Source organism: Streptacidiphilus jiangxiensis (genome assembly GCF_900109465.1).
Taxonomy (GTDB): domain Bacteria; phylum Actinomycetota; class Actinomycetes; order Streptomycetales; family Streptomycetaceae; genus Streptacidiphilus; species Streptacidiphilus jiangxiensis.
This window is the reverse complement of sequence record NZ_FOAZ01000057.1, coordinates 1-15,108: the sequence shown is the minus strand read 5'-3', so window position 1 is coordinate 15,108 and position 15,108 is coordinate 1. Positions and strand designations below refer to the sequence as shown.

Sequence of the window (15,108 nt, the reverse complement as noted above, 5' to 3'; positions counted from 1 at the left end):
GCGGCGGCCAGGGCGTCGATGTCGACGAGGACCCACCCGTAGTCGGCGGGGTCGCCGCCCAGCTCACGGATCCGCTGCGCCAGCGCCCGGAAGAGCCCGCCGGAGCCGCCAGAGGGCTCCAGGAACCGCTCCCCGGCGGGCGGCAGGCCGTCCGCGGTCATGCTCGCGATCAGCTGCGTGACGCTCGGCGGGGTGTGGAACTCCCCGAGCAGCCGCCGGGCGCCGGGCGAACGCAGCTCGGTCAACGTCCAGGACAGGACGTCCACCTGGCTGCGCCGGTAGGCGTCGCTGCTGCCGGTCATCTCCAGCAGGCCGTACCGGACGCAGACGTCCACGACCTTGCGGACCGAGCGGGCCAGGTCCTCGGCGTCGGGCCCGTCCTCTGCGAGCCAGGCCATCAGGGGGCCGAAGGCGGGTGCCAGCTCGGGCCGCTGCACCCAGTGGTGGACCCAGACCTCCCGCAGCCCCCGCAGCAGGTGCGTGTCGCAGCTGCCGGCGATGGTGCGCGCGATCTCGTCGGGGCAGTCCTTGGACGGGATCAGCGCCAGCGAGGCGACGATGCTCAGCGGGATGTCCGGGCGGCTGCGGTAGGGAGTGGAGCGCCAGGCTTCGGCGACGGCTTCGGCCAGCCGGCGGACGTCGTCGTGGCGGGCCGGGCGGAGGGGGCGTGCGGGGGTCGGGCGCGCAACCGCGCCGACCAGGCCGGGCGTGGCCATAGGGAACTCCTAGGGGTGTTCGGGTGTCCGGGTGTCGGCGGACGGTGGGGCCGGCCGCCGCCGGCCTGCGAGGCCCGCCGACGGCGAGCAGCAGCAGCCGGTCCTCCGGCGCGTCGCTGGTCTGGGCGGCGGCAGCCGGGCCGGTCAGCCGTTCGCGTCGCTCTCGGGGACCAAGCGGGTGTTGCCGATGCGGATCTCGCCGCTCGGGAGCTGGTAGGCGAAGGTGTGCGAGGGGGAGCCCTGGACGAGGCGGGTGACGGCCTCAGGGGACAGCCCGCTGTGCATGCGGCGCTCACCGATGACCGTCTCGTAGCGGTCCGCGGTGGGCGTGATGCTCGGGCGGAACCGGGCCAGGTCCTCGTCGGTCGCGTGATGGTGGGCGATGACGAGGACCATGGGACCGCGGTCGTCGCGGGCCGCGCGGGCGGGGCGGCCGTCCCAGATCAGGTAGGCCCGCATGACGTCCAGCCGGTCCGACTGGACGCCGTCGTCCTCGCCGTGCCAGCGCACCCGGGCCAGGGCGCCCTCGGGCTGCTCCGCCGTGGGCGCCTCCACGTGGAAGCCGATCGGCTGGTGCGGGGCGTGACGGGGAAAGCCGGCGAGCGCGAGGACGCGGGAGATGGAAGCGGTCACGAGGGACGCTTCAGCAGCCATGGTGTTCTCCATGAGGGGAAGGGGCGGGTGCGGGTCGGATCGGGCCGTCGCTCCTATGGCGGGGTGGCGACGGCGGGCTCCGGAGCCGGGGCGTGACGGGATGGTCGGGGGCCGCAGCCAGCGGCCCGGAGCGAGAGAGCTCCTCAGGAGCCGAGGGGGTGTTCGTCGTCGCCGAGGTCTTGGGCGGCTTCACGGAGCCACTCGCGCTTTTCGCGGGCGCGCTCGGTCCCGTGGTGCAGTTCCTTGGGGTTGTGGCCGGGACAGCAATAGTCCCGGCGCTTGCCCTGACGGGCATCATGACGGCGATGGTCAAGCCTCGCTTGGATTGTTTCCGGGCTGGTGGGACCGATGGAGTGTGGGCAGGGGTGTTGCGGTCTCCGGCCTCCGCCGGTGCCAGTGGGACCGGCGGAGGCGCGGTGGATCAGCTGGCGAGGAGGACGGGGTCGTCGGTTGCCTTGCTGGCGACCGGCTCCACTGCGGCAGCGGTGGTGGAGGCGGCGGCCTTCGCGCGTGCGCGCTCCAGCCTCTCGGCGCGGGCGGTGTCCTGGCGGCGCTGGATCTCGCCGAAGGTCTCGCGGCCCTGGAGGCGCTGAAGATGGCGGATCGGGTTGGCCGGCATGCCGACCCGGAGGGAGTCGGAGGCCGCGACCAGGTCGGATTCGCTGTTCGTCTCGTAGGCCGCCGCTGCGACGGCGTCCTCGTCGGGGAACACCTCGGCGTGCCGGTCGCGGGTGAGGTCGAGCAGACGGTCTTCGCGTCCGCCGAGGCTGTACCGGAACCGGAAGTTCGCGGGCACGTCCGGTTCCACTATCTCGCGGAAGAGCGAGACCTCTTTGGTGTAAGTGTAGAAGATTACGTCGGGCGATTCCTGCATAATGTCGAGCCAGAGCTTCAGGTAATCAGCGGAAAAGAAGTCTCCACTGTCGTGCAAGCGCACGAATTTGCCCTGGTATCGCTTGTGCTTGAGTTCCTCCTTCATCTCCGCCGCCCACTCCTGCGGGCGCTCGAGGATGTACATGAGGTTCCGGGTGTGAGCGGCCAGCACGTTGGCGAAGCGGTACGTGCCGGTGCGCGCGTAGCACAGGTCACGGCACGCCCCGGCGCTCGGGCAGACGTTCATGAACCGCCCGTTCGGCATCTTCACCTCGGCCGCCGGAAGCGGCCAGTTGAACACCCCGAGTTTCCGGAGCTGGGAATTCTGGGTGAGGAGCCATTTGCGAGCGGCCATGACGACGCGCCCCTTTCTGGGGAACCCGGAGCACGCCGGGGCGATAGGCATGTGGAGCCGGAATGCCGATTCGACCGGTGAGGTGGGTCGGCGGCGCGGTCGCAACTGAGGCGACGCCCTGGCTGGCGGCCCCGACCTCGGGGCCCCTCCGGCTCAGTGACTACTCTACATCCTGCATGCTCATATTGCAATGCACGTGATGGGTTCTCAGTACAGGGGCTGCGGAAGGCCGGTGTGGTTGTAGCCCGGCTCGTCCGGGAACAGCCCTGCGGCGTCGGGCACGAGGACCTGCCAGACCCCGCGGTCCGGGTCGCTCCCGTAGATCCGGCGGGTCATGGCGAAGCGGCTGGTGTCGGCGCAGCGGTGCAGCCGGGCGGTGTAGCCGCCGCCCAGCACTCCTTCGATCCGGTCGCCCTCGGCGGGCGTGTCCTTGAGCAGGGTCGCGGCGGTGTTGAGGATCCACAGCGCGGTCTCGTACGGCATAGTGGCGAGGGCCAGTTCGAAGCCGAGCCGCTCGCTCAGGCCGGTGGTGTAGCTGAACTGCTCGCGATCTTCCGGCGCGGTGTCGCTGGTGGGGAAGACGCCCGTGATGTGCAGGCCGTGCTCGTCGATGTTCTGGAGCACGCGGGAGATGACCGGGTCGAAGGCGACCACGAAGTCGTCGAGGAGCGCCTCGAACTCGGCGGTCGTGGCCGCCAGGCGCCCGGCGGTGTGCTGGACGCCGGGCAGGACGGGCAGCTGGTGCAGCCGGCGGTTGGCCAGTGCGGCCTCGTGCAGGACGGTTCTGTGCATGGGTCTTCCCGGTCAGGCGGTGGGTTCGTGGGAGGGCTCGGGGATCAGGCTGGTGACGCCCATCCGGATCTCGCCGCTGGGGAGCTGGTACACGGCCAGGCCCCGGCGCCGGGCGTCCGTGGCCAGGTCGGTGACCACCTGGGCGCTCAGGCCCGTGGCCTGCGGCCGGTCGGCGCTGACCAGCGTGTAGCCCGCGGCGTTGGGGGTGATCTTCGGCCTGGGCAGCACCATGTCCCCGGCGGCGGCGCAGCGGGCGTCGAGCACCATGACGTAGGGGCCGTGCCGGTCGCGGCCGGGCCGCGCGGCGCGTCCGCTCCACACCAGGTAGGTGCGGACGGCGTCCAGCGCCGGGGTCGGGTCGTCCCCGTGCCAGCGCAGCCGGGTGGTGGCCTCGGGGTGCAGGGGGCCGGGGATCTCGACGCGGAAGCCGAGGGACCGGTGCGGAGCGTGGCTGGGGAAGCCGGCCAGTACAAGCGCGCCGGAGACGGCGGCGGGCTGGAGCGACGGATCGGTCAAGGCAGGTCTCCTTACGGGCAGAGAAGGGTGGGGTCAGGGCTCGTCGCGGAACCAGGCCAGGAACTGCTCGGCGAGGTCCTGGGACAGGCAGAGGGTCAGCCCGCCGGTCTCGGTCAGGGCCGGCTCCACACCGCTGGCCGGGCCGTCAACGGATCCGGGCCAACGGCGGATGAGGGCGAGCAGCTCCGGGGCGGACTCGCGCGGAGCCTGCGCGGTCAGGACGAGGGCCAAGGCCTCGTGGTCGAGGTCCAGGCCCGCCGTGCAGCCGGGCACCTGCTCGGCAAGGCGGGCGAAGAGGGCCGACAGGTCCGGGAAGGCCCGCCCGAAGGCGTCGGAGTTGCGCTGGGCCCGCGCGGTGCGCGCGTAGAAGGAGTCGAGCAGCTTCCGAGCGGCCGTGCCCAGGTCGGGATCGGTGATCTGGTCGAGCGAGGATGCGATCTCGTTCTCCGGCCCGGGGGCTGCCAGTGGGTGGAACCCGATCTCCCTCTCCACGCGGTCCTGGTCCAGGAGCGTGAGGATGACGAGGTTGTGAACCCGGTGGAAGGCGACTGCCCATCCGGCGGGCAGCGGGGCGGTGGTCATGCGGGGGCTCCAGCGGTGGTGGCGGGACGTGTCGGGGTTCCGTGGACTGGGATGGGACGGCTGGGGCGGACTGCGGGACGGCTTGCTGAGCGCCGGTCAGCTCCGTGGAGGCGGGGCGGGGCCGCATAACGCCGTGCCTCGATCCGAGCACTGAGCAGGTGACGCCTCAGCGGCTGATGGACTTGGTGACGACCAGGTGCGCGATGCGGCCGGGGTGGTCCCGGTGGTCAACGCACTCGACGTGGAGCCCCAGGTTGGTGATCACCTCGGTGTAGGTGCGGTAGGCCGTGCACTCGGCGGCGATGGCCGCGGCGGCGGTCTCGGCGTCGGTCGAGGTGAAGCGCTTCGCCTGGGCGGCGGGGGTGCGGTGCAGCACGAGGGCGTGGCGTTCGTCCGCCTTGAGGACGCTGAACCCGGTGGTGAAATCCACGGTGCGAGGGTTCCTGCGCCTGGTGGCGGTGCTGCGTGTCAGGCCAGCTTTGCCGAGTTTGGCGGAGAGGTGGCCGGCCGAGATCCGGCTCCGGTCGTAGTAGCGGGTGCACTTGATCGTGTAGGCGGTGCCGTCGTTGCGGTCCGGGTCGTGGTGGGCGAGGGCGAGGTGGTCCGCAGGCCTGCGGCAGGAGAGCGTGACGCCGCGCTGGTCTGTCGTTGCGCGGCACAGACCGGTGGCGAGCGGAATGAGCGCGCCGCCGAGGAGACCGGGCGCGGACGGCTGCCGGGCGTCGTGGTCGGGAAGGCGGGACATGATGATCCACTTCGTGGGCTGAGGATCGGGGTTTCGGGCAGGACCTGCTCCGACGCGGTGCGCGAGGCCTCCCCGGGTCAGTCGAACAGCGCCGCCTGCGTCCGGCGGAGCTTCCCGGCCGCGCGGGAGGTGGGGCGCTGCTCCTGGCCGGTCGTCGGCTCCGGTGTCGGGCACGGGCAGGGGCAGATCCACGAGCAGGGGCGCTGGTGGTCGGCCTGGATGACCAGGGCCCCGGGAACGGAGTAGCCGTTCGGGCCGGTGACAGAGTCGGGGCCGGTCGACCGGGCTCCGGCACGGGTCGCGCAGGTGCTGTGCGCGCCGGCCACGCAGTTGGAGCAGACGCCGCGCTCGCAGTCGCACCAGCGGTAGAAGCCGTGCGGGTAGTTCCCGTCGATCCGCCGGTGGTGCCGAGTCCAGGCGGTCTCCCGGACCCAGGCCGCCTCCGCCTCGGTCATCGGGGAGGGAACGCTGCTGGGGATGGGCTCGCGGATCGCGAGGAACGCCGCCGCGTGGAGGCGGAGGAGGGTGACCGGCCGCCCCCGGAGGAGCGACAGCGCCGGCCCCCGGCGGCGCGGGCGCAGCCCGGGGTCCGGCTGCCCCTGGCTCGGCGGTGGGGTGTCGGGCGGGCTCACCGGCACGGGTCGGAGTCCTGCTGGCAGGAGGTGTCGCAGACCCCGTGGTAAGTGTGGGCGAGGAGGGCGACGTGGGCGTTGACGGTGGCCGGGACGGTGCGGGGAAGGTCGGTGACCTGCCGGAGCCATCCATGGCCGTGGCCGGAGGCACCGGGGTCCACGGTGTGGACCCGCACCCCGGGGATCTCGACTCCGTCCCGGTAGAGGGTCGCCTCGGTGGGTCCGTCCGGGGCGCGGTCCAGGACGAGGTCGAAGCCGGCGTGGACCGGCGCGGCGGTGAGGCCCGGAGCGGCCGGGTCGATGCGCTCGACCAGGGCTCCGGAGCGGCGGTCGAGAACCAGGCCGTGGAAGGCTCGGTCGCGGCGACGGGCGTGCCGCTGGGCGTCGAAGTCCCTGAAGCGAAGGTCGTGTCCGCGGGAGCGCATCAGCCGCGCGAACTGCGCGTCGGTGCTCTCCGGGTACAGGCGCTTGCTGGGCACCAGGTTGGCGGTCAGCCACACCTGGCTCTGCTGGTGGTGGACGGTCTGACCGGCACGGCCGTCGTAGGTGAGGACGTGCAGCAGATCTCCCTCCAGGTACAGGTGCCAGGCGTGGCGCTCGGCGGTGAAGCCGAAGGCGATGGTGCGGTCGGGGCCGCCGAGGTCCGCGGCGCTGAGCCGGGAGCGGCCCAGCGGCGTGGCCGTCAGCGCGGCGTACTGCTCCAGGTCCACTGAGGATCTTCCTCTCGTGCGCCGGTGTGTGCCGGGGCGTGCTGTCGGTGGAGGGTCAGAGGTCGTAGTCGTTGTCGCCGAAGGTCCGGTCTGCGCACGAGTCGCACAGCCCGTCGTAGCCGTTGCCACCGAGTTCGTCGCGGCATTCCTCGTTGCCGCAGCGCTCGCTGGGCGGGGCGGCGTTGTGGAAGCCGTCGTCGGCGAGGTCGTCGGTGACGTCGGAGGTGGGGCCCGTCCAGGTGGCAGGGTCGCCCGGGTGCTCGGGGGCCTCGGGGTCGTCCAGGGCGCGGTTCAGCCAGGGCCAGAGGTAGCCGGCGAGCTCGTGGACGGCTCCCTCGGCCGAGCGGACGTAGAAGTCCGAGTTACCGCCGTAGCCGAAGTCGTCGTGGTACTCCCAGACGCAGACGAGGTCGACGCCGAGGGCGTCCTTGATGCGGCCGAAGGCGCGGTTGACGTCGTCCGGCGTGTACCCGTCGACCATGCTCGCGCGCAACTCGGCAACAAGGAAGGGGAGTTCGATCAGCATGCTTTCCTTGACGGCACGGGCGGAGGCAACTGCTTCCCGGCCGTGGCCGCGCGCCTGGGCGCTGAGTCTGGGAGGGGGCTGCGCCCTGAGCGTCGGTGGGCTTTCCTGGTCGATCACCAGGACTACTTGGCGGTGAGCAGCCGGGCGTGCTCGTCGCAGACCGGCACGTAAATGCCCTGCGAGTCGAGACGGAAGGCAGTGGCAGGGTGCCGGTCGCGCCAGATCCCGTCGACCCGGCCGGACCACGCGCACAGCTGCGCGGTGTCCTCGGAGAGGCCGGTCACGTCGGGGTTCAGCCTCTCATCCAGCCGAAGAAGGCGAAGCGGGGCTGGTCCTCGGGCGAGAGCTCGACGTACGCGATGGGGTCCCACCACTCCGCGAACCGGCTGTCGTATTCGAGCGCGGTCGCCAACGCGTGGGCCTCGGCCTCGGTCACGATGCCCTGCGCCACGCGCTCCATGCCCTCCTTGTCGCCGCGAACGCCCTCGGGGAGTACTTCGTACTTGCACTTGCCATCAAAGGCGTTCTCCAGGGCCTCCTCGGGGGTCTTGCCCGAGGCGATGGTGAAGAAGGTGGTCGCGCCCATGGGTGGCTCCGTTCGTGGTCGGGGGAGATCGCCCCTGTTCGCCGTAGTGGCTGGGCCGGGGCCGCCTTCAAGAACTACAATACATTGCCCTTGCTCATATTGCAATGCTCTGCCTTGGGGTAGGGAAGGCCGGCCATCGCGATCGCGGTCCGGCTGCGCTCGGCCCGCGAGCGGCCCGCCTTCAGGGCGTACCGGTATGTCCCTGGATGCCGGAATTTCCGGGCCCCGATCTGCTCCAGCGCCGTCGCCAGCCACGCGCGGCGGTCGGCTCCCGCCGCGCGCAGCGGCGCGCCGTAGCCGCCGAGCCTGCGCTCCACCCCGTCCGCGCCGGAGTCGCCGGCGAGGAACTTGGAGATCGAGCGTGCGGCCAGGACCTGCCCGTCCGGCAGAATCGTCTGGGTCCGGGCACAGCTCCTCGCCACGAAAACCGCATTAAGCGACTGGTAAATCACACCGAGGTGCCCGGTGGGGGATCCCGCGGTACGCCCGTCGGGGAGCGTCCGCAGGGTCGGGACCGGGTCCGCCGAGGTTGTCACGCCGCGCACCCCGTGGCCGGCGGCGAGGCGCAGCGCTGCGGAGACGGTGAAGCTCTCCCCGTTGCTGGCAACGGACGGCGACAGGCACACCCGGGACATGTCCAAGGACTCCGTGTACGGCTCCAGCGAGGGGTAGACGCTGGTCAGAGTGCGGCGGCTCATCGGAACGCCGAGCACGACGACGCCGACCAGGGGGTAGCCGTCGACGACCTGGTCGCCGGCGACCGGGTCGGCCTCGAGGTCCAGGAGCCCGAAGCGGAAGCGCGCGGCCGGCCACCCGGTCAGGTAGTGGTTCGCCTGGATGTAGGCCCGCGCTGGAGCGTCGGCCAGTTCGACGACCTCGTACCGGCGGCGGTCGAAGCCTCCCTGCGAGACGTGTCGCCAGGTCGGCATCCTGTTGCTCCACCGCTGCGCCCACCCGTCGGCGCTGCCTGCGGCCATGGTCTCCCACCGCGCGGGGCCGGGCGCGTGCCGGGCCGTCACCAGTTGCCTTCGAGGTTGCGGTGGTGGGTCTCGCGGCGGAGGTGGCCCAGGCGCTGCTGCATCTCGCCGATCCCGCGCGCTCCGGCCAGCGGGGCTTCGAGGTCCGGCCAGGCCGCGCGGGCGAGGTCGACGTACCTGCTGCCGGCGAGCACCGTCACCTCGGCGTGCTCGAGGCCGCGCTCGAGGGCCTGGGCGCGTACGAGGTCGGGGCTGACGCTGCCGGGGTCGCCGACGGTCAGGTCGTAGGGGTCGATCTCGGTGTGCAGGTCGAGCAGGCCGTGGGCGGCGGAGAGGATGTACAGCCGTCCGCCGCCGTGCAGCAGCTCCATGCCGGTGTAGCGGCAGGCCCAGTGGAACCCGCCGGTGTACAGCATGCCCGCGGTGACGCGGCGGTCCTGCTTCGCCTTCCCGCAGCCGACGATGACGATGCGGTAGGGGCCGGCGCCCTCTTCGCGCGCCCTGGCCCACCCGTCCTCGGTCAGCGCTCCGCCCCAGACGTCGAGCATTTCCCTGGTCGCGGCGCGGCCCCGCAGGATGTCCCTGCTCTGGTCGAGGCCGACGTAGCCGCCGCCGGCGAGGGAGACGGCCGTGCGCAGGTTGACGGGCTTGGGCAGCAGGCCGAGCGGGTCCTTGGCCCCGCCCAGCAGCGCGCGGCGGTGGGCCGGTGTGAGGCGCGGGCGGACGGCGCGGGCCTGGCGGGGCCCGCTCGGCGCGCCCTGGTCGTTGTACGTGGTCATCGGAACTCTCTGGTGGGGCCGGTCAGGCGATGCGCTGGATGTGGGCGAAGACGAGGGCGCCGGGGGCGTCGTGGTCGAACCCGGCCTCCCCGGTGTGGTGGATGACCTGGTAGGTGCCGGGGGTGATGTCGACGACGTCGGCGGTCCAACCGAGGTCGGCGACGCTGCCGCCGCGGGCCGTGAAGTCGTCGACGTCGGCGATGGAGTAGGCCCACAGGTCGGTGACGATGCCTGCGATCCGCTCGGCTCCGGCCAGCTGCTCGTCGCCTTCGTCCTCGTCGTAGCCGGGGGTGGCGATCACGTAGGTGTCAGGGCCGGTGCGGTACAGGCCGGGGCAGCTGTTGCCCACGGGGCCGAACGCGCAGCCTGCGGCGGCCAGGGAGCGGATGGCGCGGTCCTGGCCGGCGGCGGTGTTGTAGTCGCCGATGGTCTCCAGATCCCAGCCGTAGACGCCGCGAAGGTCGTCGGTGATCACGATCTTGCCGGAGGGGACGTTGAGCGTGGTCTCGGTGGTGATGCCGTCGGGGTAGAGGCAGGCGTTGGTGACCTCGACCGCGTCCGCGGTCACCTCCAACTGGGGGCTCTCGCCGCAGACGGCGCAGCTGTGGCGGACGCCCATGATCCGTTCCTCGCCGCCGGCCCGCAGCACGGTCACCAGGGAGCCCTCCCCGGCGAGGCCGAGGTGGCCGTTGGAGTGCAGCGGAAGGTCCTGGAGGCTGGGAAGGTCCGGGGAGGGGGAGCTGGAGTCGGGCAGCATGCTGTTCGGTGTCCTCGGTTGTGGTGCTGGGAGTTGTCGGAGCCGGTCTCGGCGGTCAGCCGCCGGTGACGATCGCGAGCGCGTCCATGGCCCGCAGCAGAAGGGCGGCCTGCGCCCGGTCGACGGCCTCGTCGAGCGGGATGGCGACGGCCGTCCGCACCGCGGCGGCGGCGGTGCCGCCGAGCGAGGCGCAGAGCGCGTGGCGCAGCTGGGTCGCGGCCTCGGTGCTGATGGCCGCGATGACGACCTGGACCACGCCCGCCAGCGACACCTCGAAGCGAAGGTCGTGGGTCGGCTCCGCGTAGATCACCGCGCCTTCGCGGATCGCGTCGGCCAGCTCGGGCGTCGTCATCTCGACGTACTCCCATGCCTCGGGCTGCGCGCTGTCGGTGGCGTTGAAGTCCTCGGAGTCCATAGGTTCCCCCTCATCGTCTGCCGGGGCACTGCGGCTGCTCGATCGAGTCCGCCCCGGTTGTTCCGTCCTGGTGCGGATCGGGAAATCCGCGTGGCGCCCGCCGTGGATTCGAACCACGCGCCCCGATATCGGGCGGGCCTTCGCCTATTCGGCGAAATAGATCAAGTACTTTCCCTGATTCCTCGTCAGGAACTGCTTCATGGCGCGCCGGTTGAGGGTGACGGCGCGGCTGCGATGCTGGATGCGGCGCCCACCGCCCCGGAGTCGAATGCGCCGCAGCGCATCGAACGAGCCGGCCCAGTTGGCTTCGATCGTCTCCGGCTCCCAGTAGGTCCGGGTGTGGGCCTCGGCCCGGACGTTGAGGTAGTCGAGCAGGGTTGCCGTGAGCTGCGGGGTGACGGCGGGGGCGCTGTCCAGCTTGCGCATGAACAGCACCGCGCCGGGCGCGCGCCCGAACTCGCCGGGGTCCGGCCGGAACTTCCACATGGTGGAGTCGCCCAGCCAGATGCGCTCCGTCTCGGAGAACATGACGGATTCCATGTCCGGGGCGACGGACTCCCGCTCGTCCTGGGCGTGCTGCATGAGCCGAAGCGCTTCTGACTGCTGCTCGGGGTCATCCCAGTCGATTGCAGAGATCCTGGCGTATACGCGCTCGACCGACTGGTAGGAATGCCATTTCTCGGCGAGGTTCGCGCTGACGGCGTAGACGTAGTAGTCGGCGCTCACTTGCTGCTTTCCTGCTCTTTCGAATTCTCGGCTGCTGGAGGGGAGGGGTGGTGTCCCCGGCGGAGGCGGGGACACCACGAGGAGGTCACAGGCCGCCGTCGGCTGCTGTGGGCTCGTCCGGCGGGGGCGTGAGCTTGAAGACGGGGCCGACGCGCAGCGGGAGGTGCTTGGGGCCGCGGATCGAGCCTGCGACGATCTGCTCGGCGTGCTTGCAGAGCCGGGTCTTGGGGTCGTCGCTGTGGATGGCGGAGTTCCAACAGGCGTTGGGGCGCCGGTAGGGCGGGACCGGGAAGCGGTGGGTGTAGCGGGTGGGGTTCTCGGAGTCGGCGGCGGCGCGGTCGCGCTCGGTCGCCTCGCGCGAGGGCCGCCGTGGGGGCCGGAGGCGGATGACGCGCACGGTGTCGCGCTGCGGGTCGCGCTTGCGGCCCGGGCTCTTCGAGCGGACGGTGAGGTCCTCGGTCTCGGTCCAGCCGCTGGGTCCCTCCTGCTGGATGAGCTGCCAGGCGGTGTAGACCGCCTGGGTCCAGTAGGAGGCGCAGTGCGGTGCGGTCTCGTGGAACGGCTTGCCGAAGGGCAGATAGAAGGAGTCGACCCGGCTGAGCGGCGCGTGGCCCTTGGACTGGCGCACCTGGTCTCCGGCGGTGATGGCGCGACGGGAGCGGATCTCCGTGCCCAGCCGCGTCTCCGGGGGCAGCAGCTCGAAGCCCATGCTCCTGGTGCTGTAGTAGGTCAGCCAGATGCCCCGGCTGTCGGGGATCTTGGCCTGCTCCTCGTCGGCCGTGCGGTACATCCAGCTGACTGGGGTGTTCGGGATCCGGTCCGTGGGGGACCAGATGCTCCAGGAGACCGCCACGATGGGGACGTGGAGGGTGGGAGTCTCCTCCGGCAGCGGATCGACTCCGAACATCTCGCGGCTCGTGGCCGTGTAGGAGCCCAGCGGCGTGGCGAAGAGCTGGAACCCCGCCGGTGAGGGCATGCGGTCGATGCTCACCGGCTCTTCCGGCCGCTTCGCCCCGACGGCCACCGACAGGGCGGTCATGTCCTCGTCGGCGTAGTACAGGCGGGCGTCGTCGAGCCGCTGCACCTCCTGCCTGGCCAGGATGCGCCCGGCCGTGGTCGGGCCGCTGCGCCCCGGGACGTAGGGGGTCTGGCTCTCGTGCCAGGCGGCGGCTCTGAGGGCGAGGCGTTCGTGAACGTGGGGCTGGCGGAAGTAGTCCCGAAGGTGGGTGCGCCACGCGGGGAGCCGAAGCGGGTCGGCGGCCCGCCAGGCGTCGGCGGGGGTCGCGTCGGGGCAGACGACGGACATGCGTTCTCACGATCGTTGGGGTGTGGGGAAGCGGTCGATCGCGCGGCCGTCGTAGAGGAGAGCCGCCGGCCGTGGGCGCAGTCTTGCGGTGCGTTGCCCGGGGCGAACCGACGAGAACTAATCTACAGCCCATTTGCTCATATTGCAATGCTTGATGTGTGGGTGGTGGGCAAGTCGAGGCCGTCCGAGCGACAGGGGCCGGGGCCTCCTGCGCCTCCGCGTACGCCGGCCCGGCGGCCCGGGGCGCTCCTGGGGCGCGGTCAGGTGCTGGCCCAGCGGGCGGGCATGGTGCCGTCGCCGGCGTCCTCGCGGCGCTGGTCCTCCAGGTCGGCGGCCTGCACGCGCGCCGCATGCCACTGCGAGGTCTCCCACTCGCTCGGACGGCGGCAGTGCCTGCCGGGCGGCGCCTTGCACTTGGGGCAGGTCAGTGCCCCCGGGCAGGTGTCTCCCAGGTCGGAGCCGTCGCAGAAGCCGCAGGGTGTCCCGGTCGCCGGCAAGGGGCTGCCGGCGGTGTCGACGAGCAGTCCGGCGTCCCTCCAGGCCCGCTCTTCGGCGCGGGAGGACGGCGGCCCGAACGGCTGGCGGACCTCACCCGTCCGGGAGCCGCTGCCAGCGGCGGGGGCCGGGTGGGCGCTCACCATCCGATGAGGGAGCGGTTGGCGGGCGCGAGCCGGGCCAGGTGCGTGCCCAGCCGTCTCAGGTCGGCTTCGGAGTATCCGTAGCGGTCGAGGACGGCCCGGGCGGCCAGGGTACGTGCGGCAGCCCGGGCCAGCTGCTCGCGCTCCTGCCGGAGGGCGAACAGGGCGCGCAGCGCGGCGACGTGCCGGGCGGCGTCGATCACGGGGGCCAGTCCGGTGCGGTGTTCGGGATCGTGCGCGATCTCGGTGACGCGGGGCCGGGCCGCCTCCAGCATCTGCTGGGCCGAGGCCAGCCACCCGCGGCCGCTCCGGGACAAGGCGACGGTCCAGCTGGCTCCGGAGTCGGTGCTGACCAGGCCGTAGGAGAGGGTCAGCGGGACGCGGTGGCGCAGGGACACAGCCGCCCGGATGTCCAGGTGCTCACCGTGCGCGATGCCACTGTCGGCGAGGCCGGCGGCGAAGACGACGGTGGCCCGGTGGCTGCCGACGCGCATCTCCGCGGTGTACGACCTGCTGACCAGGGCCTCCACGTCGAGCGAGGAGCCCACCGTCGCCGCGGCCTCGGCGCCGCGCCGCGCCGCCTGGAGCGCGGTCAGCACCTCCTCGGCGAGCAGGGGGTTGAGTTCGGAAGCGGACAAGGCGAAGTCTCCTGCGGGGTCTGTGCCGACGGGCTCGGGCGGGGCGGCATGGGTGAGGGGAGGGCCGGCGTGCTCACCAGCCCCAGGCGAGCATCCGGGCTGGCCTGGACGTGATCGGTCCGGGCAGTGCGCCCGGGGCGGGGGTGGGTCAGCTGCTGCCGACGACGGAGCGGATCATCGCTTCGGTCTCCTTCGTGCCGTACTGGCCGACCAGGTAGTGGATCTGACTGTCCAGGCCGCCGTTGTTGATCTCGGCGGCGCGCAGGCCGGCGACCTCGTGAAGCGCCTCGCCGAGCGGCAGGTCCGCGGCGCCCTGGTCGTTGCTGGAGTCGCTGGCGTAGTGGGAGGCGGCATCGTGCACGGCCTCGTCCAGGTCGGTCTCTTCCAGGCCGAGCTCTTCGGCCAGCGCGACGAGCCGGTCGGCGTCCGCCTGGTCTGCGGGGGACAGGGGGTCGTCGCGCCCGATGTCGAGGGCAATGTCGTCGATGTCGGGCGTGCCGTCGTCCTCGGGTTCGAAGGCACCGGAGGCGGTGGCGCGGTCGGTAGTGGTCAATGGGGCTCCATGAGGTCGGACGAGAAGCGGGCCGAGCCGCCGCAGGGATCGCGGGCTGCTGGCTCGGCTCCGGATGAGGCGGCTCCCCGGGAGCCGCCTCCGCGGTGTCGAAAGTCGTCGGCTCGGCACGAGGCGCCGGATCAGCTCCCGCTGGCCGCGCTGCTGAGCCGACGGCCGAGGGCCCCGTCCACGATGGCGGGCGCTCCTCCGAAGGCGCCGCTCAGGTAGGTGCGCTGGACGTCCTCGTCCTTCCCCGGATCGAAGGAGGCGAGCGGCGTCAACGAGGTGGCCCCGGCCGCGTCCTTGGCGACGAGGACGACCTCGTGGGGAGCGAGCACCGGGGCGTAGGACGGCCCGAGGAGCGAGGTGTCGTGCGTGGCCAGGATCAGCTGCGCCCCGCGGGGGTTGATCCAGGGGGCGGCGAAGAGCCGGACGATCTCGGCGCTCAGGCGCGGGTGCAGTCCCGCGCCGAAGTCGTCCAGGAGCAGCCGGTGGCCGTGGTCGAGGGCGTGCACCGCGAGGTGGAGCGCCGCGGCGGCGCTGCGGGTTCCCCGTGACAGCGCGGCCCAGGGCAGGGCGGTGGCGGTTCCGCTGTCCGTGGCGTGGTGGAGGAACAGGACCTCGCGGGTCAG

Annotated in this window: 22 protein-coding genes; all 22 read right to left on the bottom strand. The window is 72.2% G+C overall.

The window, feature by feature from the left end; genetic code table 11:
• Window positions 1–716, bottom strand: a 716-nt coding sequence (locus BMY61_RS42760; RefSeq protein WP_075004296.1) for a DNA methyltransferase family protein, incomplete at its 3' end; no start/stop codon positions are given.
• A gap of 144 nt (window positions 717–860) precedes the next feature.
• Window positions 861–1,370: a hypothetical protein gene (locus BMY61_RS42755; protein ID WP_143094823.1), complete on the bottom strand. Its 510-nt coding sequence runs from the start codon at window positions 1,368–1,370 to the stop codon at window positions 861–863.
• A 421-nt stretch (window positions 1,371–1,791) separates the two neighbouring features.
• Entirely contained in the window at window positions 1,792–2,598 is an 807-nt protein-coding gene (locus BMY61_RS42750) for a GP88 family protein (RefSeq protein WP_042449730.1), read from the bottom strand.
• A gap of 207 nt (window positions 2,599–2,805) precedes the next feature.
• The gene (locus BMY61_RS42745; protein WP_042449486.1) at window positions 2,806–3,390 is read right to left on the bottom strand and encodes a DUF4262 domain-containing protein; all 585 of its coding nucleotides are present in this window, start codon (window positions 3,388–3,390) and stop codon (window positions 2,806–2,808) included.
• A gap of 12 nt (window positions 3,391–3,402) precedes the next feature.
• A complete protein-coding gene (locus BMY61_RS42740; protein ID WP_042449484.1) occupies window positions 3,403–3,906 on the bottom strand; it encodes a hypothetical protein in 504 nt (167 codons plus the stop codon).
• Window positions 3,907–3,939: 33 nt separating this feature from the next.
• On the bottom strand, window positions 3,940–4,488 hold the full coding sequence (locus BMY61_RS42735; protein ID WP_042449483.1) for a hypothetical protein: 549 nt from the start codon (window positions 4,486–4,488) through the stop codon (window positions 3,940–3,942).
• 166 nt (window positions 4,489–4,654) lie between these two features.
• Window positions 4,655–5,233 (bottom strand): hypothetical protein, encoded by a 579-nt coding sequence (locus tag BMY61_RS42730; RefSeq protein ID WP_042449481.1) that lies wholly within the window; start codon window positions 5,231–5,233, stop codon window positions 4,655–4,657.
• Window positions 5,234–5,310: 77 nt separating this feature from the next.
• Entirely contained in the window at window positions 5,311–5,871 is a 561-nt protein-coding gene (locus BMY61_RS42725) for a DUF6248 family natural product biosynthesis protein (protein WP_042449479.1), read from the bottom strand.
• A complete protein-coding gene (locus BMY61_RS42720; RefSeq protein WP_052438807.1) occupies window positions 5,862–6,575 on the bottom strand; it encodes a hypothetical protein in 714 nt (237 codons plus the stop codon). Before BMY61_RS42720 ends, BMY61_RS42725 begins: the two co-directional genes overlap by 10 nt.
• Window positions 6,576–6,630: 55 nt before the next feature.
• Entirely contained in the window at window positions 6,631–7,101 is a 471-nt protein-coding gene (locus tag BMY61_RS42715; RefSeq protein WP_052438806.1) for a hypothetical protein, read from the bottom strand.
• Between the two features lie 122 nt (window positions 7,102–7,223).
• The gene (locus tag BMY61_RS46910) at window positions 7,224–7,385 is read right to left on the bottom strand and encodes a hypothetical protein (protein ID WP_161791271.1); all 162 of its coding nucleotides are present in this window, start codon (window positions 7,383–7,385) and stop codon (window positions 7,224–7,226) included.
• 8 nt (window positions 7,386–7,393) lie between these two features.
• Complete coding sequence (locus BMY61_RS42710) at window positions 7,394–7,687, bottom strand: hypothetical protein (protein WP_042449477.1); 294 nt, start codon at window positions 7,685–7,687, stop codon at window positions 7,394–7,396.
• Window positions 7,688–7,761: 74 nt separating this feature from the next.
• A complete protein-coding gene (locus tag BMY61_RS42705) occupies window positions 7,762–8,616 on the bottom strand; it encodes a Mom family adenine methylcarbamoylation protein (RefSeq protein ID WP_174514506.1) in 855 nt (284 codons plus the stop codon).
• Between the two features lie 86 nt (window positions 8,617–8,702).
• Complete coding sequence (locus BMY61_RS42700) at window positions 8,703–9,443, bottom strand: DUF6884 domain-containing protein (protein ID WP_052438804.1); 741 nt, start codon at window positions 9,441–9,443, stop codon at window positions 8,703–8,705.
• A 22-nt stretch (window positions 9,444–9,465) separates the two neighbouring features.
• Window positions 9,466–10,200, bottom strand: a complete 735-nt coding sequence (locus BMY61_RS42695; RefSeq protein WP_042449475.1) for a hypothetical protein — start codon at window positions 10,198–10,200, stop codon at window positions 9,466–9,468.
• A gap of 55 nt (window positions 10,201–10,255) precedes the next feature.
• The gene (locus tag BMY61_RS42690) at window positions 10,256–10,615 is read right to left on the bottom strand and encodes a hypothetical protein (RefSeq protein ID WP_042449473.1); all 360 of its coding nucleotides are present in this window, start codon (window positions 10,613–10,615) and stop codon (window positions 10,256–10,258) included.
• Window positions 10,616–10,759: 144 nt separating this feature from the next.
• On the bottom strand, window positions 10,760–11,341 hold the full coding sequence (locus BMY61_RS42685) for a hypothetical protein (protein ID WP_042449471.1): 582 nt from the start codon (window positions 11,339–11,341) through the stop codon (window positions 10,760–10,762).
• A gap of 85 nt (window positions 11,342–11,426) precedes the next feature.
• Window positions 11,427–12,647: a hypothetical protein gene (locus BMY61_RS42680; protein WP_042449470.1), complete on the bottom strand. Its 1,221-nt coding sequence runs from the start codon at window positions 12,645–12,647 to the stop codon at window positions 11,427–11,429.
• A 260-nt stretch (window positions 12,648–12,907) separates the two neighbouring features.
• Window positions 12,908–13,288, bottom strand: coding sequence for a zinc finger domain-containing protein (locus BMY61_RS45735; RefSeq protein ID WP_143094822.1), 381 nt, complete (start codon window positions 13,286–13,288; stop codon window positions 12,908–12,910).
• Window positions 13,282–13,923 (bottom strand): hypothetical protein, encoded by a 642-nt coding sequence (locus BMY61_RS42670; RefSeq protein WP_042449466.1) that lies wholly within the window; start codon window positions 13,921–13,923, stop codon window positions 13,282–13,284. Before BMY61_RS42670 ends, BMY61_RS45735 begins: the two co-directional genes overlap by 7 nt.
• A gap of 148 nt (window positions 13,924–14,071) precedes the next feature.
• Window positions 14,072–14,476, bottom strand: a complete 405-nt coding sequence (locus BMY61_RS42665) for a hypothetical protein (protein ID WP_042449464.1) — start codon at window positions 14,474–14,476, stop codon at window positions 14,072–14,074.
• A 140-nt stretch (window positions 14,477–14,616) separates the two neighbouring features.
• The coding region (locus tag BMY61_RS42660) for an AAA family ATPase (protein WP_177240415.1) at window positions 14,617–15,108 on the bottom strand (492 nt) is incomplete at its 5' end.

Excerpts from the sequence above, each read along its gene's own strand:
- BMY61_RS42695 (WP_042449475.1), bottom strand. The coding sequence starts at position 10,200 with ATGCTGCCCGACTCCAGCTCCCCCTCCCCGGACCTTCCCAGCCTCCAG.
- BMY61_RS42705 (WP_174514506.1), bottom strand. The coding sequence starts at position 8,616 with ATGCCGACCTGGCGACACGTCTCGCAGGGAGGCTTCGACCGCCGCCGG.
- BMY61_RS45735 (WP_143094822.1), bottom strand. The coding sequence starts at position 13,288 with ATGGTGAGCGCCCACCCGGCCCCCGCCGCTGGCAGCGGCTCCCGGACG.
- BMY61_RS42745 (WP_042449486.1), bottom strand. The coding sequence starts at position 3,390 with ATGCACAGAACCGTCCTGCACGAGGCCGCACTGGCCAACCGCCGGCTG.
- BMY61_RS42750 (WP_042449730.1), bottom strand. The coding sequence starts at position 2,598 with ATGGCCGCTCGCAAATGGCTCCTCACCCAGAATTCCCAGCTCCGGAAA.
- BMY61_RS42680 (WP_042449470.1), bottom strand. The coding sequence starts at position 12,647 with ATGTCCGTCGTCTGCCCCGACGCGACCCCCGCCGACGCCTGGCGGGCC.
- BMY61_RS42690 (WP_042449473.1), bottom strand. The coding sequence starts at position 10,615 with ATGGACTCCGAGGACTTCAACGCCACCGACAGCGCGCAGCCCGAGGCA.
- BMY61_RS42755 (WP_143094823.1), bottom strand. The coding sequence starts at position 1,370 with ATGGCTGCTGAAGCGTCCCTCGTGACCGCTTCCATCTCCCGCGTCCTC.
- BMY61_RS42715 (WP_052438806.1), bottom strand. The coding sequence starts at position 7,101 with ATGCTGATCGAACTCCCCTTCCTTGTTGCCGAGTTGCGCGCGAGCATG.
- BMY61_RS42730 (WP_042449481.1), bottom strand. The coding sequence starts at position 5,233 with ATGTCCCGCCTTCCCGACCACGACGCCCGGCAGCCGTCCGCGCCCGGT.
- BMY61_RS42735 (WP_042449483.1), bottom strand. The coding sequence starts at position 4,488 with ATGACCACCGCCCCGCTGCCCGCCGGATGGGCAGTCGCCTTCCACCGG.
- BMY61_RS42700 (WP_052438804.1), bottom strand. The coding sequence starts at position 9,443 with ATGACCACGTACAACGACCAGGGCGCGCCGAGCGGGCCCCGCCAGGCC.
- BMY61_RS42710 (WP_042449477.1), bottom strand. The coding sequence starts at position 7,687 with ATGGGCGCGACCACCTTCTTCACCATCGCCTCGGGCAAGACCCCCGAG.